This window comes from Flavonifractor sp. HCP28S3_F3, assembly GCF_052065355.1.
In the GTDB taxonomy this organism is placed as follows: domain Bacteria; phylum Bacillota; class Clostridia; order Oscillospirales; family Oscillospiraceae; genus Flavonifractor.
On the sequence record NZ_JBQHUF010000006.1, the window covers coordinates 66,516 to 89,003 of the forward strand.

Here is a 22,488-nt window from a genome sequence, read left to right on the forward strand (position 1 = left end):
AGTAGGGAAGGATGAATCACGATATCAACGTTAAAAAGATGCGCCTGAACTGCTTCCGGCAGTCCAAGGTACCCGGTGAGTTCATGCTCCAGATGCGTGTCCCCGGCGGCATGGTGGATGCCAAGTACCTCAGCTACGTCCAGCACATTGCCGACACCTGGGGCGACGGTAACTTCCACTTCGGTACCCGCCAGACCTTCGACATCACCGGCATCAAGTACGAGAACGTGCCCGCCGTGAACGAGTACCTGGAGCAGTACATCAAGGAAGTGGACGCCGAGCTGTGCGGCGTGGACATGGACACCGTGGCCCACGAGCCCCAACCCTGGGACCCCAAGGCCGGCTACCCCACCATCGGCGCCCGCAACATCACCGCCTGCGTAGGCAACTACCACTGCATCTGCGGCAACTGCAACACCTTCGAGCTGGCCCGGAAGATCGAGCCCATTATCTTCCCCAGCCACTACCACATCAAGATTAACATCGCCGGCTGCCCCAACGACTGCAACAAGGCCCACCTGTGCGACTTCGGCATCATCGGTGTGGCCCGCATGACCTACCACCCCGAGCGGTGTATCGCCTGCGGCGCCTGTGTTCGGGCCTGCGAGCACGGCGCTACCCGGGTGCTGTCCGCCAATAAGGGTATCGGCAAGGTGGAGAAGGACCCCTGCTGCTGCGTGGGCTGCGGCGAGTGCGTGCGGGTGTGCCCCACCTCCGCCTGGACCCGCCAGGAGACCAAGTTCTACCGGGTCATCCTGGGCGGCCGTACCGGACGCCAGACCCCCCGTACCGGCAAGATGTTCCTGAACTGGGCCACCGAGGACGTGATCCTGGGGGTGCTGAAGAACTGGCAAAAGTTCTCCGCCTGGGTCATGGACTACAAGCCCGAGTATCTCCACGGCGGTCACCTGATCGATCGTGCCGGCTACAAGAAGTTCAAGGAGATCATCCTGGACGGGGTGGAGCTCAACCCCGAGTGCCTGGTGGCCGAGGATATCTTCTGGCACGAGACCGAGTACCGCTCCAACTTCAACGTCAAGCCCCTGAGCATGCATCACACCGCTGGTCCTCAGGAGTGAGCATAACAGAAAACCGGCCTGCCGCTTGTGCGGCAGGCCGGTTTTTGCTGTTTTCAGGCCTTCAGAGCCTTGGTAACGGTCACAGCCAGGGCGCCGGGGCCGATGTGGCAGGCTACCGACAGGGACAGGGGATCTGCATGGATAGGATAGCCGGGGAATTCGTGCTCCAGCTCCTCCAGCCACTCCTGGGCGTCCTCCCGCTTGCCGGTGAAGGCGGCGGCGATGTGGAGCTCCTCCGGGCCGGACAGACCGGCAAACTGGGTGTCCATCGTCTTGTGGATGGCGTCCAGCATGGTCTTTTTGGCTGCCTTCCAGCCACGGGCCTTGGCAAAGGAGTCCAGCTTCTCTCCCTGAATGCGCAGCACCGGCTTCAGACCCAGCACCGTGCCGATGGCCGCGGCTGCCGGGGTGCACCGGCCGCCCTTCTTCAGGTACTTCAGGGTGTCCACCGTGATGTAGATATCCGACTCAAACTTGGTCTGCTCCAGCAGCGCCTTGATCGCGGCCGCGCCCATGCCGGCTTCCGCCAGAGCCTTGGCGTCCAGCACCGACTGGCGCTGGGTGACGGAAATGCGCTGGTTGTTCACCACAAAGACCTTGCCCTCGTAGTCCTGGGACAGCATCTCGGCAGTCTCCCAGGAGGAGCTCAGGCCGCTGGACATGGGGATGTACACGATCTGGTCGTAGTCCTTCAAAATCTTCTCCCACAGCTCGATGACGTCGCCGGGGGCGGGCTGGGTGGTCTTTACGTCGGCGTCCTCCGCCAGGCGCTGATAAAACTGATCCTGGCTCAGGGTGATGTCCTCCAGAAACAGCTCGTCGTTGATATAAAAGGGCATGGGCAGCACATAGATCCCCAGTTCCCTGCCCTGAGCCTGGGTGATGCCGCTGTTGCTGTCCGTGGCAATGGCAATTCTGCTCATATATATTCCTCCATCTTTGTTTGTTCCCCGATGCTCCCATGCAGGGCATGGGAGAGCTTATCCACTGTCCGGATCAGACCCGCCGCTTCGTCCTCGCTCAGACAGGCAATGGCGCTTTCCGTCAGTTTCTTCCGAAATGCAATGTATCGTTCACTGGCCTTCCGCCCCAGCTCGGTGGGCGCCAGCCGTACCACCCGCCGGTCCTGCTCGTCCCGGCGGCGGGTGAGATACCCCTTCTTTTCCAGCAGCTTCACTGCCGAGGTCAGCGTCCCCGCGGTGACCCGCCGGGCGGCCGCAATGGCGGTAGAGCGGTTATCCAGGCCGCCGTCCACCGCACGGCACACGGTCTCCAGCAGCCTAGCCTCCTGAGGGGACAGGTCGGCACCCGACAAAAATCCGGCTTCCGCCCGCTGAAAGCGGTCCAACAGCTCGGTTACAAAGCGATTGAGGGTCTCTTTGCCCTGCTCCACGTCATCCCCTCCTATGCTGTTAAGCATTATACTCGCACCGCCGCAAAAGTCAAGATACTTTGAACATCAAACTTTTTCCGTGCGATGGAAAAAAGGAGCAGGACAGGCTCATATTTCCCGGCGGCGGCGCATAGGTATGACTATCAAGCTACAAAGGATGATGCGACATGAAGGAAAAGATCCTGTGGGGGCGGCTGCTGCGCCGGGCGGCGGCCCTGTTTCTGGCTACCCTGGCGGTGTGGGTGCTCCCCCTGTGTACCGGGGCGGGGGCGGCCAATGCCCTGCGGGAGCTGGGCAAGGACCCGGACTTTGTGGCGGCGGCTCTGGGCGCGGAACTGGGTCTGGCGCCGGAGGATGGCCCGCTGGCGGCTCTGGACGGCTGGGGCCGGCTGGCGGTGGGCCAGTCTCCCCTGCTGGTGGCGGGCGGCGGAACGGAGCCGGTAGATGAGGAGACAGAGGAGACCCTGGATCTGCCCGCCGGACAGCCCGCCCGGGACCTGGACGACATTACCCAGCCGCCGGTGACCACCGCGGCACCTTCCGACATTGTGGCCCGCACCCTGGTACCCACCAGCCCGGACGGCTATGACGTGGCGGGGGGGCTGTACCTCTACAACCGTACCAGCCTGGATGTGGATCTGGCCTCCGCGGCCTCCGCCTCGGTGCCCATTACCCTGCCCGACGAGGGACCCCAGATCCTCATTGTCCACACCCACGCCACCGAGGCCTATACCCCCGACGGCACCGATGTGTATACCCCGTCGGACAACAACACCCGCACCCTGGACAACAATTACAACATGGTGCGGGTGGGGGATGAGATGGAGAAGGTCTTTACCGAAATGGGCCTGGGAGTGATCCACGACGAGACCCTCCACGACTATCCCCAGTACAACGGGGCCTATGACCGCTCGGCCAAGACGGTGGCGGCCTACCTGGAGCAGTACCCCACCATCCGCATCGTCCTGGACGTCCACCGGGACGCCCTCATCGGAGAGGACGGTACGGTATATAAGGCGGTGACCACCGTGGACGGCACCTCCACCGCCCAGGTGATGCTGGTGCTGGGCTCCAGCGAGGGCGGCGAGCACCCTAACTGGATGGAGAACCTCACCCTGGCCTGCAAGATCCAGAACGGCATGAATACCCTGTACCCCACCCTGGCCCGGCCCATGACCCTCCGGTCCTCCCGGTACAACCAGCAGCTGTGCTCCGGCTCCCTGCTGGTGGAGGTGGGTACCCACGGCAACACCCTCCAGGAGGCCCTGGCCGCAGCCCGGCTCTTCGCCCGGGCCGCCGGGCAGGTGCTGCTGGGCCTGGAGGAATAAGAAAAGAGGGACAGATCAGCTGATCTGTCCCTCTTTTTTGCTGTGTCAGTCGGGGATGTAGGCCCGGATGCGGAGCTTTACCCCCAGCTCCTCCGTGATGGCCCGGCAGCGGGCGATGTCCTCTTCCGTCTTGTCCTTGTCCACAATGGTCATCACCACATTGGGGACATAGTCCCGGCACTTTTTGGCAAAGTCCAGCATGTCGTCCCAGGCCTTGGCCCCGCTGCGGGGCCGGGTGACGGCGCAGTACTCCTCCGGCGTGGAGCCGTTGAGGGAGATGGAAATGGTGTCGATGCGGCCCTTCAGCTCCGGGGTCACGTCCCGGCCCAGAATGGCGTTGGCGTGGCCGTTGGTGTTGATGCGCACTGGGGGCAGGTTGGGTACCTGCGCCTTCAGCTGATCCACCAGCCACAGGATGTCGTCGGTGCGGTACATGGGCTCCCCGAAGCCGCAGAACACCAGCTCCCGGTACTTGGAAAAGTCCCGGGCCAGCAGGTCGTCCAGGGCCTCCTGCCGGGTGGGCTCGTGCTCCAGCCACAGGTCATCGGCGTAGATGGACCCCTTGTGGCCGTTGTGCCGCAGGCAGAACACGCAGGAGCAGTCGCACTTGTTGGTCAGGTTGACATAAAGCGAACCTTCGTATTCGTAGGAAATGGTCTCCATCACAGATACCTCCTTTATTGGATGGCGAAAAACCGCTTGCCGTTTTCCAGGGTAATATGCAGGACCTCCTCGGTGGTCAGCCCCTTCAGCTGGGCCACCGTCTGGGCGGTCATGGGAATGAGGGTGGAGTCGCACCGGCGGCCCCGGTAGGGCTCGGGGGCCATGTAGGGGGCGTCGGTCTCCAGCATAATGCGGTCCATGGGCAGCCAGCGGATGATCTCCGGGGCCCTTCTGGCGTTGTGGAAGGTGATGTTGCCGGTAAAGGAGAGCATCCAGCCCCAGTCCACCGCCCGCTTTACGTCCTCGATCCCCAGGGCGCAGCAGTGGAACACCCCCCGGACGTTGGGGTGGGCTTTGACGATGTCCATGCAGTCCTTGTGGGCGTCCCGGTCATGGACGATGGCGGGCAGGTCCAGCTCCTCCGCCAGGGAGAGCTGGGCGTCAAAGAAGTCCCGGGAGTTGGCCCGCTCCTCCGGGGTCTTGACCCAGTAGTAGTCCAGGCCGATCTCCCCCACCGCCACGCATTTCTGGTGGGCGCACAGGGACCGCACCTGGTCCAGATGGGACAGCGTCGCCCCCTCCAGATTCTCCGGATGGAGCCCGGCGGCAAAGTAGAGGTAGTCATACCGCTCCGCCAGAGCCATGGACTGCCGGGAGCTCTCCAAATCGCAGCCCGGACAGACCACCAGGTCCACTCCCTGCCCCGGCAGGGCGGAGAGCAGGGCGTCCCGGTCGGCGTCAAAGGCGTCGTCATAGTAGTGGGCGTGGGTGTCGAAGATCATGAGGGCCTCCTGAATTCGTTTTTTCCATCATACTCCCTTTTCCCACCGTTGACAAGGGGGCGTAAGCTGTGGTATACTGCCTCCGAAATACGGGGATGAGGTCCTCCCGGGGCATGCGCCCGAACCGCCGAACGGCTGATGACTTCTGCAAGTTTTTGCAGGGGGCATTGGCTTTTTTTGTGCCCTCTGGAAGGGATGAAGTGTTATGTTAACAAGTATCGCCTATGTACTGCTGCTGGGCCTGGGGTTGGGAGCTCTGGCCCGGCTGGTCCGCCTGCCGCCCCTGGTGGGGATGCTGGCGGCGGGCATTTTGCTGGGGCCCTGCGTCCTCAATCTGCTCTCCCCCGACCTGCTGAACATCTCCGCCGACCTGCGGCAGCTGGCCCTGATCATCATCCTCACCCGGGCGGGCCTGAGCCTGGAGATCGACGACCTGCGCCGGGCGGGACGGCCCGCGGTGCTCATGTGCTTCCTGCCCGCCAGCTTTGAGGTGCTGGGCATGGTGGTGCTGGCGCCCCGGCTGCTGGGGGTCAGCGTGCTGGACGCCGCCATCATGGGGGCGGTGGTGGGGGCGGTGTCCCCTGCCGTCATCGTGCCCCGGATGCTCAAGCTCATGAGCGAAGGTTATGGCACGAAGAAGGGTATCCCCCAGATGATCCTGGCGGGGGCCTCGGTGGACGACGTGTTCGTCATCGTCCTCTTTACCTCCTTTACCTCCATGGCTCAGGGCGGCTCCTTCTCGGTGTCCGCCCTGGCGGGGGTGCCGGTGTCCATCGTCCTGGGGGCTGTTTTCGGCCTGGCGGTGGGCTTCCTGCTGGCGAAGCTCTTTGAAAAGCTCCACATGCGGGATTCGGTGAAGGTGGTGCTCCTCCTCTCGGTGGCCTTCCTGCTGGTGGCCCTGGAGGATGTGATCCCGGTACCCTTCTCCGGCCTGCTGGCGGTGCTGGGTATGGGCCTGGGTCTGCGCCGGTGGCGGCTGCCGGTGGCCGAGCGGCTCACCGCCAAGTTCGGCAAGCTGTGGGTGTGGGCGGAGGTCATGCTCTTTGTGCTGGTGGGCGCTGAGGTGGATCTGAAATACGCCGCTGCCGCCGGGCTGGCCGCTGTGGCCACTGTGCTGGGTGTGCTGTGCTTCCGGGCGCTGGGCGTGCTGCTGTGCGTGGCGGGGAGCAAGCTTACCAAAAAGGAGCGGCTTTTCGCTGTGCTGGCCTACCTGCCCAAGGCCACCGTGCAGGCCGCCATCGGCGGCGTGCCACTGGCTATGGGTCTCTCCTGCGGACAGGTGGTGCTCACCGTGGCGGTCATCGCCATCCTGGTCACCGCACCCCTGGGTGCCCTGGCCATCGATGCCAGCTACAAAAAGCTGCTGGAGCGGGCAGAGAAATAAAAACGGGAGGCGCTGCATCAGCAGCGCCTCCCGTTTTATCGTTTACTCAGCACAGGCCGTAGCCGGCGGGGACCTTGTCGTCCAGCATGATGAGGTGGAGCTTCTCGGAGCCGTCGGGCTCCTCCTTCACCGCGGAGATCAGCATGCCGTTGGACATGATGCCCATCATCTTCCGGGGCTTCAGGTTGGTGCAGGCCACCACGGTCTTGCCCACCAGCTCCTCGGGCTCATAGTACTCGTGGATGCCGGAGAGGATCTGACGGGGGAAGGCCTCGCCGCAGTCCAGGGTGAACCGCAGCAGCTTGGTGGACTTGGGCACCGCCTCGCAGGCCAGGATCTTGGCGGTGACAAACTTCACCTTATTAAAATCGTCGATGGTGATATACTCGGGCTCCTTGGGCTCCTCAGCCTTGGGGGCCTCGGCCTCTACGGGCTTCTTCTGCAGCTCTTCCAACTCTTTCAGCTCCTTTTCCAAATCAATGCGGGGGAACAGATTCTCACCCTTGTTCACCGCCGCGTCCGTGGGCAGCAGGCCCCAGACCCTGGCAGAATCCCAGGTGCGCAGATCGGCGTCGGCGCCGATCTGATCAAAGATTTTGGCGCAGGTGTCGGACATGAAGGGGGTGAGCAGCACGGCGGAGATGCGCACGCACTCCAGCAGGTTGTAGAGCACGTGAGCCAGCCGGCCCTTCTGGGCCTCGTCCTTGGCCAGCACCCAGGGCTTGTTCTCGTCGATATACTTGTTGGCACGGCCGATGACCTTGAAGACCTCCATCAGGGCGTTCTGGAAGGCGTACTGCTCCATGGCGTCCTCATAGGCGTCCCGCAGCACGGCGGCCAGAGAGATCAGCTCCACGTCGAACTTCCGGGGATCGTCCTCCGGGAAGTTGGCGGTAAGGCCGATGGTTCCCTTGGCCTGAGCCAGCATGGTGGCCAGGTCCTGCTCGTCCGCGGTGACACCGCTGCCCTCGGGCAGATGGTCGCCGAAATACTTGCCCACCATGGCGGTGGTGCGGCTCACCAGGTTGCCCAGGTCGTTGGCCAGATCGGTGTTGATCCGGCTGATCAGAGTCTCATTGGAGAAGTTGCCGTCGGTACCGAAGGGGAACTCCCGCAGCAGGAAGTACCGCAGGGCGTCCACGCCGTAGCGCTCGGCCAGCAGATAGGGGTCCACCACGTTGCCCTTGGACTTGCTCATCTTGCCGCCGTCCAGCAGCAGCCAGCCGTGGCCGAACACCTTCTTGGGCAGAGGCATCTCCATGCTCATGAGCATGGCGGGCCAGATGATGGAGTGGAACCGCACGATCTCCTTGCCGATGAAGTGCACGTCGGCGGGCCAGAACTTGTCGTAGTCGTCATACTTGTCGTTCATGAAGCCCAGGGCGGTGGTGTAGTTGAACAGGGCGTCGATCCACACATAGACCACGTGGCCGGGGTCGAAGTCCACCGGAATGCCCCACTTGAAGGAGGTACGGGACACGCACAGGTCCTCCAGGCCGGGCTTAATGAAGTTGTTCACCATCTCGTTGACACGGGAACGGGGCTCCAGGAAGTCGGTATTCTCCAGCAGATCCTGGATGCGGTCGGCGTACTTGCTCAGCCGGAAGAAGTAGGCCTCCTCCTCCGCGTCCTGCACCTCGCGGCCGCAGTCGGGGCACTTGCCGTCCACCAGCTGGCTCTCGGTCCAGAAGGACTCGCAGGGCTTGCAGTACTTGCCCACATACTTGCCCTTGTAGATGTCGCCCTTCTCGTACATCTTCTTAAAGATCTTCTGAATGGCGGCCACATGGTAGTCGTCGGTAGTGCGGATGAACCGGTCGTTTGAGATGTTCATCAGCTTCCACAGGTCCTTGACTCCCTGGGGACCCTCCACGATGCGGTCCACAAACTCCTTGGGGGAGACGCCGGCCTCCTTGGCCTTGTCCTCGATCTTCTGGCCGTGCTCGTCGGTGCCGGTGAGGAACATCACATCATAGCCCTGGAGCCGCTTATAGCGGGCCATGGCGTCGGTGGCCACGGTGCAGTAGGTGTGGCCGATGTGGAGCTTGTCCGAGGGGTAGTAGATGGGAGTGGTAATATAGAATTTCTTGTTCTCAGGCATCAGAAGATCCCTCCGTATCGTGCTCGCCCTGGGCGGGAAGCTCCGGCCGGGCGGCGTTGTGCAGCAGTGTAACGGTATTGGTCAGCAGGTAAAGAATGGTGAAGGCGTACAGCAGCAGGTCTGCCAGCTGGTGGCCGTCGGCCAGGGTAACCAGGGAGAAGTACACCCCCAGCATGGAGAACAGGGCGGTGAGGAAGGTGCGGCCCCGTTCAAAGGAGAAGCTGGCCGCGCCGTACAGGCCCAGCAGGCCGGTGATGATGGTGAACAGCTCGTACACGTAGTCCAGACGCACCGGGTCTCCCGCCCGCACCTGATAGGCGGCGATGAGCCACACGCAGAAGGCGTAGGCCGGCATCAGCAGCTTGAAGCTGTATTTGCCCTCGCTTTCGCCCCGGAAGTTGTCCCGCACGGTCAGCACCACGCATCCGCCGGCCACCAGGGCCAGGACAGCGGTGATCAGCCGGGTGTACACCAGCCCGCCGCCCATCAGCGGCTCGGCGGCCAGCAGAACACCCGCGCCCAGCAGCAGAAAGCCGGAGAGCACCCCCGCCGTGGCGTACAGGGTGTTTCCCTTAGCCTGAAATGCCTGGCCGTAGCCGGAAAAAGCGGTCTTTCCGCTCCAGCACAGCAGGGCCAGCACCACCACCATCACCGCCGACAGGGCGATGAGGGCCATGGTGGCCGGGGCGCCGGGGATGGGCAGGCCGGTATCCGGCTCAAACCCGGTATCCAGCCCCCACCGCCGCAGGGCAAATCCCACGCCGCCACCGATGACGGCCACGGCAGGGACGATGATTTCTTTTCGCATGGTCAGCATCCTTTCCGGATGAAATCGGTCCGAATCTATAGTATAGCACGGTTTGGTAAAAAGCGCACGGATTTTCTGTTATCCTTTATCTTACCGTTTCCCCGGCGAAAAGGCAAGGGCACTCTTGTATTTTTTCCCACGGCCTGTTATCATGCCTTGGAAAAGGATGTGGAAGTACCATGCAGATCGACCTGACCCGGGGCGGCATCACCCGCCCCATGCTGCTCTTTGCCGGACCCATGATCGCCGGCAATCTGCTCCAGCAGTGTTACAATATTGCCGACACCCTCATCGTGGGCCGGGCTTTGGGTCCCACTGCCCTGGCGGCGGTGGGCTTCTCCTTTACCCTGATGACCTTCCTCACCTCGGTGCTGCTGGGCCTGTGCATGGGCAGCGGCGCCCTGTGGTCCATGCTCCACGGGGCGGGTGAGACCGACGAGCTCAAGCGCTGCCTGGTGGCCTCCTTCCTCCTCATTGGCGGGGCAGCGGTGATCCTCAACGTGGGCGTACAGATCTTTCTGACCCCCATCATGGGCCTGCTCCGCATTCCTGAGGAGGCCTGGTCGGATACCTACACCTACCTGCGGGTGGTGCTGTTCGGGGTGTGTTTTACCTTTTTATATAATTATTTTGCCTGCCTGCTGCGGTCACTGGGCAACTCCACCGCCCCGCTGGTCTTTCTGGCGGTATCCACCGTGCTGAACATCGGCCTGGATCTGTGGTTCGTGCTGGGCCTGCGCTGGGGGGTGGCGGGAGCCGCCGGGGCCACGGTGCTGGCCCAGGGGGTGTCCGCCGCCGGGATCGCCCTGTACTGCTGGCGGCGGCTGGATCTGCTGCGGCTGAAGCGGGAGCACCTGCGGGTGACCGGGCTGAAACGGATCGTCAGCTACTCCCTGCTCACCTGCGTGCAGCAGTCGGTGATGAACTTCGGCATCCTCATGGTCCAGGGCTTGGTAAACTCCTTCGGTGTAAACGTAATGGCGGCCTTTGCCGCGGCGGTGAAGATCGACGCCTTCGCCTATCTGCCCGTCCAGGACTTCGGCAACGCCTTCTCCACCTTCGTGGCCCAGAACACCGGAGCCCAAAAGACGGAGCGCATCCGCCGGGGCATCCGCTCCGCGGTGTGGGTGTCCGTGGGCTTCTGTGTCGTCAGCTCTTTGCTGGTCTGCCTTTTCGCCGCGCCCCTGATGGGACTGTTCGTGGACCCGTCTGAGGCCGAGATCGTGGCGGTGGGCGTGGAGTACCTGCGCATTGAGGGCATGTGCTACTGCGGCATCGGCATCCTCTTCCTGCTCTACGGCCTGTTCCGGGGCCTGGGGCGGCCGGGAGTGTCGGTGGTGCTCACCGTGGTCTCCCTGGGGACCCGGGTGGCACTGGCTTACCTGCTGGCCCCCATCCCCGCCATCGGCCTGAAAGGTATCTGGTGGGCAGTGCCTATCGGCTGGGGTCTGGCCGACCTGACAGGCCTGGTCTTTTACCGCAGAAAACCAATATAAGATAGAAAAAGAAGGAGGGCGTTAGCCCTCCTTCATGCTTTCCAGATACTCGTCATAGGTCATCTTCCGGTCAATGAGCTTGCCGTCGTCGGTGAAGTCAAACACCCGGTTACACACCGTCTGGATCAGCTGATGGTCGTGGCAGGCCACCAGCACGTTGCACTTCACAGCCTCCAGGCCGTTGTTCAGTGCGGCGATGGACTCCAGATCCAGGTGGTTGGTGGGCTGGTCCAGCAGCAGCACGTTGGCGCCGGACAGCATCATCCGGGACAGCATGCACCGCACCTTCTCGCCGCCGGAGAGCACCTTCACGGGCTTGTACACCTCGTCGCCGGAGAAGAGCATCCGGCCCAGGAAGCCCCGGAGATAGGCCTCGTGAGGGTCGGTGGACCACTGGCGCAGCCACTCCACCAGGTTGTCGTCGCAGTCCTTGAAGAACTCGGTGTTGTCCTTGGGGAAGTAGGAGAAGGTGGCGGTCTGGCCCCACTTCACGGTGCCCTCGTCAGGCTCCATCTCCCCGGTGAGGATCTTGAACAGGGCGGTCTGGGCGTTCTCGTTGTCGCCCACAAAGGCGATCTTGTCCCCATGGCCCACGATGAAGCTCACCTTGTCCAGCACCTTCACTCCGTCGATGGTCTTGGACACGTCGGTGACGAACAGGATGTCCTTGCCCACCTCACGGTCGGGAGAGAAGGCAACCCAGGGATAGCGGCGGGAGGAGGCGGGGATCTCCTCCAGGGTGATCTTTTCCAGCAGCTTCCGCCGGGCGGTGGCCTGCTTGCTCTTGGACTTGTTGGCGGAGAACCGGGAGATGAATTCCTTCAGCTCCTGGGCCTTCTCCTCGTTCTTCTTGTTCTGGTTCTTCATCAGGTTCTGCATCAGCTGGGATGCGTCGTACCAGAAGTCGTAGTTGCCCACATAGAGCTTGATCTTGTTGTAGTCGATATCCACAATGTGGGTGCAGATAGTGTTGAGGAAGTGCCGGTCGTGGGATACCACGATGACGGTGCCCTCAAAGTCCAGCAAAAAGTCCTCCAGCCAGTTGGTGGCGGCGATGTCCAGGTTGTTGGTGGGCTCGTCCATCATCAGGATGTCGGGATTGCCGAACAGAGCCTGAGCCAGCAGCACCTTCACCTTCAGCCGGGGGTCCAGGGTCTCCATGGAGGTCTGGTGGAACTCGGTGCCCACGCCCAGACCCTGGAGGATGCGGGAAGCGTCGCTCTCGGCCTCCCAGCCGCCCAGCTCGGCAAACTCCTCCTCCAGCTCGCAGGCCCGGATGCCGTCTTCCTCGGTCATCTCCTCTTTCTCGTAGAGGGCGTCCTTCTCCTTGCCAATGTCGTACAGACGCTTGTTGCCCATGATGACGGTGTCCATCACGGAGTAGGCGTTGTAGGCGTTCTGGTCCTGCTTGAGCACCGACATGCGGGTCTTGGGCAGGATGGACACCTCGCCGGAGGTGGGCTCCAGCTGGCCGGAGAGGATTTTCAGGAAGGTGGACTTACCCGCGCCGTTGGCGCCGATGATGCCGTAGCAGTTGCCCTTGGTGAACTGCAGATCCACGTGGGAAAAAAGAGGCTGACCGCTGTAAGCCAGGGTCAAATCGGAAACAGTGATCATGTAGAACTCCTTATAAAACAGAAAAGTGAAAGAATCAGCCCAAATAGTATATCATACTTTTTTCGGAAAGCAAGGAGAAAACCGGACGGCAGTCCGGGGAAACGGGGAAATTATTACATTTTTATAACAAATATTGTATTTTTGAAGGGGAGATATATAATGTGAGTCAGAAAAGGCCGCTTTTCTGACAGACGGGCGGCCCAAATGCCAGCGGATAAAAAGAAGGAGGTACACAACGATGCTGCTCGAAGCGGACGCCCCGTTTCTCTTTACCATCGCTTTCCTCTGTGTGACGGTATGCTTTGTAGTGCTGATCGCCGTACTCTACCGGAAAGGCCGCCTGCGGAAAAAGGCCAGCGTTGCCTTGTTTCTGCTTCAGTGGGTCTTTACCGCCCTGGCCTTCTTCCAGCTGATGGCCACGGCCCGGCCCAACGACCTGGGCCCTATGCTGACCGAGAACGTCAGCTACATGGTGGGCTGGGCGGGAATCTACTGGGCCGTGAGCATTGCCTTCCTGGCTGCTGGACTGTTCAGTGCCTTGCCAGCCAGACAGCAGACTGACAAATAAAACATGCCCGGCGGAACGCTCATTCCGCCGGGCATGTTATTTACAGCTGTCCTTTCCGCAGCAGGCGGATGTCTTCCCCGTAGAAGGGGAGCACCCGGTATTCCCCCTCCAGCCGGGAGGCGATCTGGGGGGTGTACCGCTGGCGGACCTGGTCCATACTCAGGTTGGAGGAGATCACGGTCTGCTTGTCCGCCGACAGCCGGGAGTTGACCAGGGTGTACAGAGCGGACTGGACGAAGGGGGTGGTGAGCTCGCTGCCCAGATCGTCCAGAATCAGCAGGTCGCAGCCCAGGTAGCGCTTGGTCTCGTCCCTGGCCTCCCCGGCTTCCAGCCGGTCCCGGGCAAACTTCTGCTCCTCAAATTGGGTAAAAATGTTTACCGCCGTGTCGTACACCACGGAAAATCCCTTTTCCGACACTGTGCGGGCGATGCAGGCGGACAGGAAGGTCTTGCCCAATCCCGGAGCTCCGGTGAGAAACAGATTGCGGAAGTAGAACTTGCCGAACTTCTGGGCGTAGTTGAGGCACACCTCGTAGATGAACTCCATGTTCTCCCGGGGCGGCACGGTCTCTCCCGGCCAGGGTAGGGGGGAATAGAAGTCCAGCGAGAAGCTGTCAAAGGACTGCTCTCCCAGGTCCAGCAGCTTGGACAGTTCTTTGATCTGCTCCTCGGCGCACAGCGCCCGCAGGCAGGAGCACATCTGGCTGCCCACCCAGCCGGTGTCGTTGCACTTGGAGCAGGCGGGACGGCCGTCCAGAACGTCGGGGGAATAGCCGTGGTCGGCCAGCAGCCTGGCCCGTTCTGCCTGTAAGTCCAGGTTTTGGTCCTTGATGACCCCGATGGCGGGCACCGGGTCCCGGCCCTCCTTCAGAGAGGCGGCGATGATCTGATAGATGGTGCCCTTCAGCTCCCGGTCGATCTCCGCCACCCGGGGTAGCCGGGCGTAGATCTCCCGCTGGGCCTTCTCCTGCTCTGCGGCCCGGCGCTTGCGCCCTTCCTCCAGCCGCTTGACGGCCCGGCGCAGGACGGCAGGTTCGTATCCCATGGCTTACTTCCCCTCCTGACTGTTCTGCTTGCGCATGAATTCCCGCATCCGTTCCAGATCCTCCCGCACCCGGCGGTCGGCCTCTCCCGGCGGGTTGGGCTGGTCCTGCATGGCGGGAGAGGCGGCCTTCCGCCGGGGCTTGTCCGCAGCCTCGATCTCCGCCAGGGTGTGCAGATTGGCCCGGTGCCACCGGGCCAGGATGCCGTTCATATAGTCCCAGTCCATCTTCTGCTTCTTGTACACCGTCTTCTCGTAAGCCAGACGGAGAGCGGGGTCCTCGAAGCCCATGTCGGTCCAGGCGGCCACCTTCTTCCGCTCCCCCTCCACCAGGGGCCGGGGCGGAATGTCCAGCAGGCGGAGCACCTCCACCTCCCGGGTGCGATAGAGCTCCTGCCGCTTCAGGTGGGCCTCGGCGGCCTGAGCGGTGTCCACTCCCAGCCGCTTCCAGGCAAAGCCCTCCTTCTGGATCTGGGACATGCGGGGCCTCCGCCCCGCGCCGTATTTCCGCTCAAACTCCTCCACGCACCAGCTCACCAGCAGGCAGATCACCTCCGCCGGCAGGGCCAGATAGTCGTAGAGGGTGTACAGGATCTTCAGATCGGCGGTAGACAGGATCTTGCCCAGCCGCCGCTGGACCTCGTTCACCAGGGCGGGGAAAGAGGAGTTTTCCTGCTCCAGCTCCCGGGTGATGTCGGCGGCGGTGTAGTCCGGCGGGCCGTCGGGGGCGGCGGGAGGAGGCGCCTCCTCCTTCACGCTGCCGTCGGACAGGCCCAGGGTCTTCAGGGCGGCAGCGGCCTCGTTCAGCTGCACCTCGTCCCACTTCAGAGCCGCCCGGGCGGCGGAGGGGACCAGTTCCCCACCGTGGCCCAGCAGCCACAGGTAGAGCAGCGCGCCGTCCCCGCTGCCGGCGGCAATAAGCCGGTCGGCCGCCCGCCGGTCCATGGCGATGATCCCTCCGGGCAGCAGCAGCTCAGACATGGTCCTCCCCCCTTTTTTCCTGGAATTTCGTATTTTATATCATACCACATTCCGGGGGGACGACACAATCCCGCAGCAAACATTTCCGTCAGAGCAGGGAGCCAGGATTGCGGGAACAGGCCGAATGAGTTAAAATAATAGTAAAGAAGCGGTTGAAAAGAGAGGTGCTGAACGTGAAAAAGTCTCCCCTCCTTGCGGCTGTCATTTGCGTGTGCCTGCTTGCTGTACTTTTCGTAGGAATTGGTGCGTCTCATAAAGACGGGTCAGAGGCAGGTGAACCTGGCCTTTTGGCCGAATATCACGGGGAAAAGGTGTACCAGTCGGATGTGGAGGCCTATTCCGACACGGCCCGGCTTCTTGCCGGGGAGGATGCCGAGCTTCCGACAGAGCAGGAGATTCTGACGGAGCTTCTGCAAAATATGGTTCTGCTGGAGGAAGCACAGCGGCTTGGATACGCCGCCACCCAGGACGAGATCGACGCCATGGTGGAAGGCGCGAAACAGGGCTATGCGCTCGCCGAAGGCAAAGCCCTGCTGGAGGAGTACTGTGAGTGGGCCGGCATGACGATGGACGAATACTTTGCGAAGCTGGAGGCCCAGGCTCCCAGCACCATCGCCCGTCAGAAGCTCCTGAACGCGGTGGGGGAGGAATTCTGCGAGGAAAACGGACTGACCTTTACGAAAGTCAACCCGTCGCCGGAACTGGTGCAAGCCAGGGAGGATTATGTGGCCGACCTGTTTGCACAGGCACGGGGCGAAATCACATACTACAACGGCGCCGGTTAGGCCGGAAAATTCACGAAGAATTTATTTCTCATCTTCCTGTATCTGTGATATAATAGTGTAACTTATTATGACTATGGTCAGGAGGGGTACCCATGAAAAACCGCGTCACCGTCACCATTGCCGGCCAGGAATACACCCTGGTGGGCAGCGAGGAGCCCAGCTACACCGAGAAGGTGGCCGCTCATGTGGACGCCAAGGTGCAGGAGATCCTGGACGGATCCAGGGTGTCTCTGGTGGACGGAGCGGTGCTGGCGGCGGTCAATATCGCTGACGAGTACTTCAAAGAGGTGGAGACGGCGGAGAACCTGCGCCGCCAGCTGAAGGAGTACCTGGAGGAAGCCACCAAGATGAAGCTGGAGCTGTCTGAGGCCAAGCGGGAGATCTTCAAGCTGCAGAACAAGAAATAAAAGGGGGCGCAGGCCCCCTTTTTGGGAGGGATACCATGCTGGAACTGCTGGCTCCCGCCGGGTCCATGGAGGCCGTGGCGGCAGCCGTACAGAACGGCGCCGACGCCGTGTATTTGGGATATGGGGACTTCAATGCCCGCCGCAACGCGAAAAATTTCTCTGAGGAGGAGTTTGCGGCGGCGGTTTCTTATTGCCATGTGCGGGGAGCAAAGGTCTACCTGACCCTCAATACCCTGCTCACCGACCGGGAGCTGCCCGCCGCCGCCCAGGTGGCCGTCCACGCCAGCGAGATGGGCGCGGACGCGGTGCTGGTGCAGGACATGGGCGTGGTGCGCATGCTGCGGCAGGCGGCCCCGGACCTGCCGGTCCATGCTTCCACTCAGATGACCGTCCACAACCTGGACGGAGTGAAGATGGCCGCCGACCTGGGCATGACCCGGGCGGTGCTCTCCCGGGAGCTGAGCCGGGATCAGATCGAATACATCTGCCAGCACTCCCCCATTGAGATCGAGGTGTTCGGCCACGGAGCCCTGTGCATGTGCTACTCCGGCCAGTGCTTCCTGTCCTCCGTCATCGGGGGTCGCTCCGGCAACCGGGGCCTGTGCGCCCAGCCCTGCCGTCTGAAGTACGGCTGGATGGACAAGGCCGACTCCTATCCCCTGTCCCTGAAGGACCTGTCTCTGGCAGGCCACCTGCGGGAGCTGCGGAAGATGGGTGTGGCCTGCGTCAAGCTGGAGGGCCGGATGAAGCGGCCGGAATATGTGGCGGTGGTCACCGGTATTTATTCCAGAGCCATCAAAGAGGACCGGGAGCCCACGGCGGAGGAGCTGGAGCAGCTCCGGGCAGCCTTCTCCCGGCAGGGCTTCACCCAGGGCTACTACCTGGACCAGCAGGGCCCCGACATGTTCGGCGTCCGGGAAGAGGAGAAGGAGCCGAAAGAGCTCTTTGCCGCCGCCCGCAATACCTACCAGAGTGGGGAAGCCCAGCGGGTGCCGGTGACCTTCTACGCCATGATCCGCCCCGGCGAGCCCGCCCGGGTGGGTGTGGAGGATCCCCAGGGGAGAGTGGTGACGGTGGAGGGCCAGGTGCCCGAGGCCGCCCGCACCCGCCCCCTGACCCCTGAAGCGGTGGAGACACAGCTCTCCCGCACCGGCGGCACCCCCTACCGCTGCGCCAAGGTGCGCGCCCTGGTGGAGGACGACCTGTCCCTGCCCCTGGCGGCCCTCAACGCCCTGCGGCGGGAGGCGCTGGACGGCCTGACGAAGCAGCGGGAGGCGCTGCCCCGCCGCCGTCAGGGCGAGTATCACCCCGGCGCCCGGTATGAAAACCGGAAGGAGCCGCCGGAGCTGACCATTTCCGTGCGCACGGCGGAGCAGGTGACAAAGGAGCTGCTGGACCTGGGTCCGGCTATGGTGTATATCCCCCTGGAGGAGCTGGCCGCCCACCCGGAGAAGGCCCAGGCCCCGGCGGGTACCCGCATCGGGGTCATCCTGCCCCGCATCGCCTGGGACCGGGAGATGGGCCAGGTGGAGGAGCAGCTGCGTCAGGTACGGGACCTGGGAGTGACCGACGCCCTGGTGGGCAACCTGGGTATGCTGCCCGTTGCCCGGGAGCTGGGCTTCACCCTGCGGGGAGATTTTGGCCTGGAGGTCTATAATTCCCAGGCTGTGAAAGAATATAAGAGGCTGGGTCTTGCCTCCCTCACCCTGTCCTTTGAGCTGAAATTCCCCCAGATCCGGGATATTTCCAAGAGCCTGGACACTGAGCTCATTACCTACGGCCGGCTGCCCCTGATGATCATGGAGAACTGCATCATCAAAAACCGCACCAGCTCCTGCAACTGCCAGAACAGCAACATTCTCACCGACCGCAAGGGCGCCCGGTTCCCAGTGGTGAAGGCACCTGGGTGCCGCAATGAGCTTTTGAATTCCCAAAAGCTCTTCCTGGCGGACAAGGCCGCCGACTACAAGCGGCTGGGCCTGTGGGCGCAGCGGCTGCTGTTTACCACCGAAAATCCCCGGGAGTGCGTCCAGGTGGCCCAGCGGTATCTGGACCAGGGCAGCTGGAGCCCCAATGAGTACACCAGGGGTCTATATTATCGAGACGTGGAGTAACCATAGATGAAGCTGAAACTCAAAGCGGTGTCCCCCAAGGTAGGCACCGATATCCCCTTCCCCAGCCGGGGCACATCGGGCTCCGCCGGGCTGGACCTGATGGCCTGCCTGGACGAGCCGGTGGTCATTTCCCCCCGGCAGCTGGTGCGCATCCCCACCGGCATCGCCATTGCCCTGCCGGGGCCGGAGTATGTGGCCCTGGTGTTTGCCCGGTCGGGACTGGGCATCAAGCACGGTATCTCCCTGTCCAACGGAGTGGGAGTCATCGACAGCGACTACCGGGGGGAGATCCAGGTGGGACTCACCAACCTGTCCCACACCCCCTATACGGTCCAGCCCGGCGACCGGATCGCCCAGCTGGTGGTGACTCCGGTGATGACCCCGGAGGTGGAGGTTGTGGAGGAGCTGGAGGACACCGACCGGGGAACCGGCGGCTTCGGCTCCACCGGACGGTAACAGAAAGGAACAACAAGCACATGGATATCATTTTGGCCTCCCAAAGCCCCCGGCGGCGGGAGCTTTTGGAGCGCATGGGGGTGCGGGACTTCCGCATTGTCACCCCCGACATCGACGAGCATATGGACCGGGACCTGCCGCCTCAGGAGCTGGTGGGCCGCATTTCCTTGGAAAAGGCCCTGGCGGTGCAGGAGCAGGAGGGGAATTCCCCCATTATCATTGCCGCCGACACCGTGGTGGCCCTGGACGGGGCGGTGCTGGGCAAGCCTGCGGACCAGCTGGAGGCATTCAAGATGCTCTCCACCCTCTCCGGCTGCCGCCATCAGGTGTACACCGGCGTGACGGTGCTCCGGGGCGAGGAGCGGTACACCGTCAGCGAGGAGACCACCGTCACCTTCCGGGAGCTGACCTCTGAGGAGATCGACCGGTACATCGCCACCGGAGAGCCCATGGACAAGGCGGGTGCCTACGGCATCCAGGGCTACGGCGCCCTGCTGGTGGAGGGCATCCAGGGCGATTACTACAATGTGATGGGCCTGCCGGTGTGCCGGCTGGGCTGCCTGCTGCGTCAGCTGGGGGTGGACTGCCTGTCCCTGGCCGCCGGGCAGGGATAAGGGGACAAGAGCGTGAAAGATTTTTTCCGGCGCAACGGACTGCTGATCCTCATCGCGGCCATCCTGCTGGCCCTGGTGACGGCGGTGGTGTCCGCCCTGCTGGGAGGGGTGGCCGATCCCTTCTCCAATCTGGCCAACATCCTCACCACCCCCATACGGGGCGGCATCAACGCGGTGGTGAACTGGACGGAGGAGAAGTACTCCGACGCCTTTGAGCAGGAGCAGCTCAAGCAGGAGAATGAGGAACTGAAAAAGCGGGTCTCCGAGCTGGAGGAGAAGGAGCGGGAATACGAGGCCGCCCTCCAGGAGAACGAGCGGCTGCGCAACGTGCTGGAGCTGCGGCCCAAGGAGCGCAGCTTTGACCAGCTGGAATCCGCCATGGTCACCGCCCGTGAGACCTCCAACTGGGCCTCCACCCTCACCCTGAGCAAGGGTTCCGCCCAGGGGGTGGAGGTGGACGACACCGTGGTGGACGAGTACTGGAATCTGGTAGGCGTGGTGGCCGAGGTGGGAGAGAACTGGTGTACGGTGCGTACTCTCATTGATTCGGACACCGAGATGGGCGGGCAGATCACCCGCACCGGCGGCGCCGCCATTCTGGAGGGCGATCTGGCCCTCATGGGGGAGGGCAAGCTGAAGCTCACCTTCCTGCCGGAAAACAGCCAGCTCATGTCCGGGGACCTGGTGACCACCTCCGGCCGGGGCGGCGTCTACCCCTCAGGTATCGCTGCCGGCCATGTGGAGGAGGTACGCACCGATGCCTCCGGCATCAACCAGTACGCCGTTATCGTGCCTGAGACCGATCTGGACAATCTCAAGCAGGTCTTTATCATCAAGGATTTCACCATTGTGGAGTAAACCAGGTAAGGAGGACGCCCTTTCGTGACTACCCAGGACTTTTTGATCAAATGGGGTGTGTACGGCCTGGCTCTGCTGCCGGTGTGGTTCTGCGAGTGCTTTCTCCTCAACCGCATCCCCTTCCTGCCTGTGACGCCCATGCTTCTCCCTCTGGCCGCCGTGTGTGTGGCGGTGCTGGAGGGAGCGGTGGCCGGGGCCGGCTTTGGCCTGGCGGTGGGCATTTTGTGCGACGCGGTGTACTTCGGCACCAACGGCGCCATGACCCTGGGCATCTGCGTGGCGGGCATGGTGGCCGGGGCCCTGGCCCAGTACCTGCTGCGCCAGAATCTGCTGGGCTGCCTGCTGTGCTCCCTGCTGGCTTTGATGGCCATCGACATGGTGCGCATCCTGACCCGGCTGTTCTGGGGGAACCGGGAGCTGGGCGCCATGCTCTCCCTGGCGGGACGGGAGATCCTGATCTCCCTGATCTTTGTATTCCCGGTATACGCCCTGTTTTTGTGGGTGTACCGCCGGGTACCCAAGAAGACGGTTTTGTAATAGGAAAGAGAGAAATCCATGGAATCCATCCGCACATTTTGGCAAAAATATGGGCCCTGGCTGCTGCTGGCTCTGCTGGCGGCCAGCCTGGTGCCCATTCTGCTGTTGGGCCGGTACGACTGGCCTTCTTCCGACGACTACTGCTACGCCTACCTGCCCCATGAGGCCCTGCTCCAGGGGGGCAGCTTCTGGGGCGAGGTGTGGCACACCATGTGGGGCTACTACAAGAGCTGGCAGGGTACCTTCATGGCCCTGGGGCTGATGTCGGTGACCCCCCTCACCTTTTCCGAGTACCTCTACTGGCTCACCCCGGTGGTGATGCTGGCCTCCCTGTGCATCGGTACCTTTAAGCTCACCGATACCCTGGTGCGCCGGGGCCTGGGCGCCACCTGGCGGCAGACGGTGTTTATCGCCGCTCCCATGCTGATCCTCTCCATTCAGTTTATCTCATCCCCCAAGGACAGCTTTTACTGGTGGAACGGGGCGGTGTACTATACCTTTACCTACGGCATCATGCTGCTGCTGGTGGAGCGGTTCGCCGCCCTCAAGCTGGCCGGGAACCGGCGGCAGATCCTGTGGGCGGTGCTGCCCGGCATCCTGGCCGGGATTACGGTGGGCGGAAGCAACTATGTCTCCGCCCTGCTGGGCACCCTGATCGGCGGGCTGTTCCTGCTGTGGTTTTTGTGGAAGGAGCGGAGAAAGTTTTTCCCCGGCCTGGTGCTCTTCCTCTCCCTGGCCATCCCCTTTGCCATCAGCTTTTTGGCGCCAGGCAACCAGGTGCGGCAGGATACCACCACGGAGCCCCTGGGCGCGGTGGGCGCGGTGATTATGTCCATCCTCCAGGCGGGGAAGGACTGCCTGACCTGGCCCAACTGGGTGGATGTGTTTGCCCTGCTGCTGCTCATTCCGGCGGTGTGGGGACTTACCGCCAAGGTGAAGTTCTCCTTCCGCCTGCCCCTGCTCTTTTCCATCTTTACATTCCTGCTCTTTGCCGCCCAGAACGCCCCCCACTACTACGCTCTGTCCCAGGCAGGCCCCGAGCGGCTGCGGAGCATCGTGTACTACGCCTTTTACTGGCTGGTGGTGCTCAACCTGTGGTACTGGCTGGGCTGGCTCCGCCGGGCGGTCCTTCCCCGGGTGAAGGAGCCGGAAAAGCTGCTCCGCCGGTGCTGGCAGCTGACCCCGGTGGTGCTGGTGCTGCTGGTGGTGGGGCTGGGCCGGTGCTGGGGCTCCATGACCAGCGTCCGGGCCTGTGCCTCCCTGGCCGACGGCTCTGCCGCCGCCTACTACCAGGAGCAGACCGCCCGGATGGACGACCTGCTGAACCCCAAAGTCACCGATCCGGTGTTTGACCCCATCCAGAACCGGCCGCCTCTGCTGTATAACTCCGACATTACCACCGACCCGGCAGACTGGCGGAACAACCTGATGCGTATGTTTTACCATAAGAACAGTGTGACCCTGTCCCAGTGACC

General features: G+C 62.7%; 22 protein-coding genes and 1 riboswitch. Of the genes, 13 read left to right on the forward strand and 9 right to left on the reverse strand.

Annotated features, from left to right (window positions below):
* Window positions 1-11 precede the first annotated feature (11 nt).
* Window positions 12-1,079, forward strand: coding sequence for a sulfite reductase subunit C (gene asrC / locus ACTNB1_RS07565; protein ID WP_441168648.1), 1,068 nt, complete (start codon window positions 12-14; stop codon window positions 1,077-1,079).
* 53 nt (window positions 1,080-1,132) lie between these two features.
* Here asrC and ACTNB1_RS07570 read toward each other — a convergent pair whose 3' ends face one another.
* Together ACTNB1_RS07570 and ACTNB1_RS07575 are read right to left on the reverse strand one after the other, a co-directional pair.
* Window positions 1,133-2,002: a DegV family protein gene (locus ACTNB1_RS07570; RefSeq protein ID WP_441168649.1), complete on the reverse strand. Its 870-nt coding sequence runs from the start codon at window positions 2,000-2,002 to the stop codon at window positions 1,133-1,135.
* Window positions 1,999-2,472, reverse strand: coding sequence for a MarR family winged helix-turn-helix transcriptional regulator (locus ACTNB1_RS07575; RefSeq protein ID WP_441168650.1), 474 nt, complete (start codon window positions 2,470-2,472; stop codon window positions 1,999-2,001). Before ACTNB1_RS07575 ends, ACTNB1_RS07570 begins: the two co-directional genes overlap by 4 nt.
* Before the next feature lie 167 nt (window positions 2,473-2,639).
* Here ACTNB1_RS07575 and spoIIP point away from each other — a divergent pair, with 167 nt between their 5' ends.
* Window positions 2,640-3,800: a stage II sporulation protein P gene (gene spoIIP / locus ACTNB1_RS07580; RefSeq protein WP_441168651.1), complete on the forward strand. Its 1,161-nt coding sequence runs from the start codon at window positions 2,640-2,642 to the stop codon at window positions 3,798-3,800.
* Window positions 3,801-3,845: 45 nt separating this feature from the next.
* On the opposite strand, the gene ACTNB1_RS07585 is transcribed toward spoIIP, so the two are convergent.
* A complete protein-coding gene (locus ACTNB1_RS07585) occupies window positions 3,846-4,463 on the reverse strand; it encodes a TatD family nuclease-associated radical SAM protein (protein ID WP_441168652.1) in 618 nt (205 codons plus the stop codon).
* A 14-nt stretch (window positions 4,464-4,477) separates the two neighbouring features.
* Complete coding sequence (locus ACTNB1_RS07590; protein WP_441168653.1) at window positions 4,478-5,245, reverse strand: TatD family hydrolase; 768 nt, start codon at window positions 5,243-5,245, stop codon at window positions 4,478-4,480.
* A gap of 82 nt (window positions 5,246-5,327) precedes the next feature.
* Window positions 5,328-5,400: riboswitch (Fluoride riboswitch) on the forward strand.
* A 50-nt stretch (window positions 5,401-5,450) separates the two neighbouring features.
* On the opposite strand from ACTNB1_RS07590, the gene ACTNB1_RS07595 reads away from it, so the two are divergent.
* Window positions 5,451-6,629, forward strand: coding sequence for a cation:proton antiporter (locus ACTNB1_RS07595; RefSeq protein ID WP_441168654.1), 1,179 nt, complete (start codon window positions 5,451-5,453; stop codon window positions 6,627-6,629).
* Between the two features lie 46 nt (window positions 6,630-6,675).
* Here the strand turns inward: ACTNB1_RS07595 and metG are convergent, their stop codons facing one another.
* Together metG and ACTNB1_RS07605 are read right to left on the reverse strand one after the other, a co-directional pair.
* Window positions 6,676-8,730 (reverse strand): methionine--tRNA ligase, encoded by a 2,055-nt coding sequence (metG, locus tag ACTNB1_RS07600; protein WP_441168655.1) that lies wholly within the window; start codon window positions 8,728-8,730, stop codon window positions 6,676-6,678.
* On the reverse strand, window positions 8,723-9,538 hold the full coding sequence (locus tag ACTNB1_RS07605) for a hypothetical protein (protein ID WP_441168656.1): 816 nt from the start codon (window positions 9,536-9,538) through the stop codon (window positions 8,723-8,725). The genes metG and ACTNB1_RS07605 overlap by 8 nt, the downstream gene beginning before the upstream one ends.
* Window positions 9,539-9,717: 179 nt before the next feature.
* Between ACTNB1_RS07605 and ACTNB1_RS07610 the strand changes: the two genes are divergently transcribed.
* Complete coding sequence (locus ACTNB1_RS07610) at window positions 9,718-11,034, forward strand: MATE family efflux transporter (RefSeq protein WP_441168657.1); 1,317 nt, start codon at window positions 9,718-9,720, stop codon at window positions 11,032-11,034.
* A gap of 21 nt (window positions 11,035-11,055) precedes the next feature.
* Here the strand turns inward: ACTNB1_RS07610 and ACTNB1_RS07615 are convergent, their stop codons facing one another.
* Entirely contained in the window at window positions 11,056-12,651 is a 1,596-nt protein-coding gene (locus tag ACTNB1_RS07615) for an ABC-F family ATP-binding cassette domain-containing protein (RefSeq protein ID WP_441168658.1), read from the reverse strand.
* Between the two features lie 238 nt (window positions 12,652-12,889).
* Here ACTNB1_RS07615 and ACTNB1_RS07620 point away from each other — a divergent pair, with 238 nt between their 5' ends.
* The gene (locus ACTNB1_RS07620; RefSeq protein WP_441168659.1) at window positions 12,890-13,219 is read left to right on the forward strand and encodes a hypothetical protein; all 330 of its coding nucleotides are present in this window, start codon (window positions 12,890-12,892) and stop codon (window positions 13,217-13,219) included.
* Window positions 13,220-13,259: 40 nt separating this feature from the next.
* Here the strand turns inward: ACTNB1_RS07620 and ACTNB1_RS07625 are convergent, their stop codons facing one another.
* Window positions 13,260-14,264, reverse strand: coding sequence for an ATP-binding protein (locus ACTNB1_RS07625; RefSeq protein WP_441168660.1), 1,005 nt, complete (start codon window positions 14,262-14,264; stop codon window positions 13,260-13,262).
* A gap of 3 nt (window positions 14,265-14,267) precedes the next feature.
* Window positions 14,268-15,242, reverse strand: a complete 975-nt coding sequence (locus tag ACTNB1_RS07630; protein WP_441168661.1) for a DnaD domain protein — start codon at window positions 15,240-15,242, stop codon at window positions 14,268-14,270.
* Window positions 15,243-15,415: 173 nt separating this feature from the next.
* Between ACTNB1_RS07630 and ACTNB1_RS07635 the strand changes: the two genes are divergently transcribed.
* The 8 genes from ACTNB1_RS07635 to ACTNB1_RS07670 all read left to right on the forward strand — a co-directional run bounded on the left by ACTNB1_RS07635 (window position 15,416) and on the right by ACTNB1_RS07670 (window position 22,486).
* Window positions 15,416-16,027, forward strand: a complete 612-nt coding sequence (locus tag ACTNB1_RS07635; protein WP_441168662.1) for a SurA N-terminal domain-containing protein — start codon at window positions 15,416-15,418, stop codon at window positions 16,025-16,027.
* Between the two features lie 92 nt (window positions 16,028-16,119).
* Window positions 16,120-16,434, forward strand: a complete 315-nt coding sequence (locus tag ACTNB1_RS07640) for a cell division protein ZapA (protein WP_441168663.1) — start codon at window positions 16,120-16,122, stop codon at window positions 16,432-16,434.
* Window positions 16,435-16,469: 35 nt separating this feature from the next.
* Entirely contained in the window at window positions 16,470-18,548 is a 2,079-nt protein-coding gene (locus ACTNB1_RS07645) for a DUF3656 domain-containing U32 family peptidase (RefSeq protein ID WP_441168664.1), read from the forward strand.
* 6 nt (window positions 18,549-18,554) lie between these two features.
* Window positions 18,555-19,004, forward strand: a complete 450-nt coding sequence (dut, locus tag ACTNB1_RS07650) for a dUTP diphosphatase (protein ID WP_441168665.1) — start codon at window positions 18,555-18,557, stop codon at window positions 19,002-19,004.
* 20 nt (window positions 19,005-19,024) lie between these two features.
* On the forward strand, window positions 19,025-19,618 hold the full coding sequence (locus tag ACTNB1_RS07655) for a Maf family protein (protein WP_441168666.1): 594 nt from the start codon (window positions 19,025-19,027) through the stop codon (window positions 19,616-19,618).
* 12 nt (window positions 19,619-19,630) lie between these two features.
* Complete coding sequence (gene mreC, locus ACTNB1_RS07660; protein ID WP_441168667.1) at window positions 19,631-20,476, forward strand: rod shape-determining protein MreC; 846 nt, start codon at window positions 19,631-19,633, stop codon at window positions 20,474-20,476.
* A 24-nt stretch (window positions 20,477-20,500) separates the two neighbouring features.
* Window positions 20,501-21,013, forward strand: coding sequence for a rod shape-determining protein MreD (gene mreD / locus ACTNB1_RS07665; protein ID WP_441168668.1), 513 nt, complete (start codon window positions 20,501-20,503; stop codon window positions 21,011-21,013).
* A gap of 18 nt (window positions 21,014-21,031) precedes the next feature.
* Window positions 21,032-22,486: a DUF6056 family protein gene (locus tag ACTNB1_RS07670; RefSeq protein ID WP_441168669.1), complete on the forward strand. Its 1,455-nt coding sequence runs from the start codon at window positions 21,032-21,034 to the stop codon at window positions 22,484-22,486.
* The last annotated feature ends 2 nt before the right edge of the window (window positions 22,487-22,488 follow it).

What these genes read in the sequence shown, in the direction of transcription:
- metG (WP_441168655.1), bottom strand. Translation starts at nt 8,730, where the DNA reads ATGCCTGAGAACAAGAAATTCTATATTACCACTCCCATCTACTACCCC.
- ACTNB1_RS07615 (WP_441168658.1), bottom strand. Translation starts at nt 12,651, where the DNA reads ATGATCACTGTTTCCGATTTGACCCTGGCTTACAGCGGTCAGCCTCTT.
- ACTNB1_RS07610 (WP_441168657.1), top strand. Translation starts at nt 9,718, where the DNA reads ATGCAGATCGACCTGACCCGGGGCGGCATCACCCGCCCCATGCTGCTC.
- ACTNB1_RS07640 (WP_441168663.1), top strand. Translation starts at nt 16,120, where the DNA reads ATGAAAAACCGCGTCACCGTCACCATTGCCGGCCAGGAATACACCCTG.
- ACTNB1_RS07625 (WP_441168660.1), bottom strand. Translation starts at nt 14,264, where the DNA reads ATGGGATACGAACCTGCCGTCCTGCGCCGGGCCGTCAAGCGGCTGGAG.
- ACTNB1_RS07645 (WP_441168664.1), top strand. Translation starts at nt 16,470, where the DNA reads ATGCTGGAACTGCTGGCTCCCGCCGGGTCCATGGAGGCCGTGGCGGCA.
- ACTNB1_RS07630 (WP_441168661.1), bottom strand. Translation starts at nt 15,242, where the DNA reads ATGTCTGAGCTGCTGCTGCCCGGAGGGATCATCGCCATGGACCGGCGG.
- asrC (WP_441168648.1), top strand. Translation starts at nt 12, where the DNA reads ATGAATCACGATATCAACGTTAAAAAGATGCGCCTGAACTGCTTCCGG.
- ACTNB1_RS07570 (WP_441168649.1), bottom strand. Translation starts at nt 2,002, where the DNA reads ATGAGCAGAATTGCCATTGCCACGGACAGCAACAGCGGCATCACCCAG.
- ACTNB1_RS07670 (WP_441168669.1), top strand. Translation starts at nt 21,032, where the DNA reads ATGGAATCCATCCGCACATTTTGGCAAAAATATGGGCCCTGGCTGCTG.
- ACTNB1_RS07655 (WP_441168666.1), top strand. Translation starts at nt 19,025, where the DNA reads ATGGATATCATTTTGGCCTCCCAAAGCCCCCGGCGGCGGGAGCTTTTG.
- ACTNB1_RS07590 (WP_441168653.1), bottom strand. Translation starts at nt 5,245, where the DNA reads ATGATCTTCGACACCCACGCCCACTACTATGACGACGCCTTTGACGCC.
- spoIIP (WP_441168651.1), top strand. Translation starts at nt 2,640, where the DNA reads ATGAAGGAAAAGATCCTGTGGGGGCGGCTGCTGCGCCGGGCGGCGGCC.
- ACTNB1_RS07595 (WP_441168654.1), top strand. Translation starts at nt 5,451, where the DNA reads ATGTTAACAAGTATCGCCTATGTACTGCTGCTGGGCCTGGGGTTGGGA.
- dut (WP_441168665.1), top strand. Translation starts at nt 18,555, where the DNA reads ATGAAGCTGAAACTCAAAGCGGTGTCCCCCAAGGTAGGCACCGATATC.
- ACTNB1_RS07620 (WP_441168659.1), top strand. Translation starts at nt 12,890, where the DNA reads ATGCTGCTCGAAGCGGACGCCCCGTTTCTCTTTACCATCGCTTTCCTC.
- ACTNB1_RS07585 (WP_441168652.1), bottom strand. Translation starts at nt 4,463, where the DNA reads ATGGAGACCATTTCCTACGAATACGAAGGTTCGCTTTATGTCAACCTG.
- ACTNB1_RS07605 (WP_441168656.1), bottom strand. Translation starts at nt 9,538, where the DNA reads ATGCGAAAAGAAATCATCGTCCCTGCCGTGGCCGTCATCGGTGGCGGC.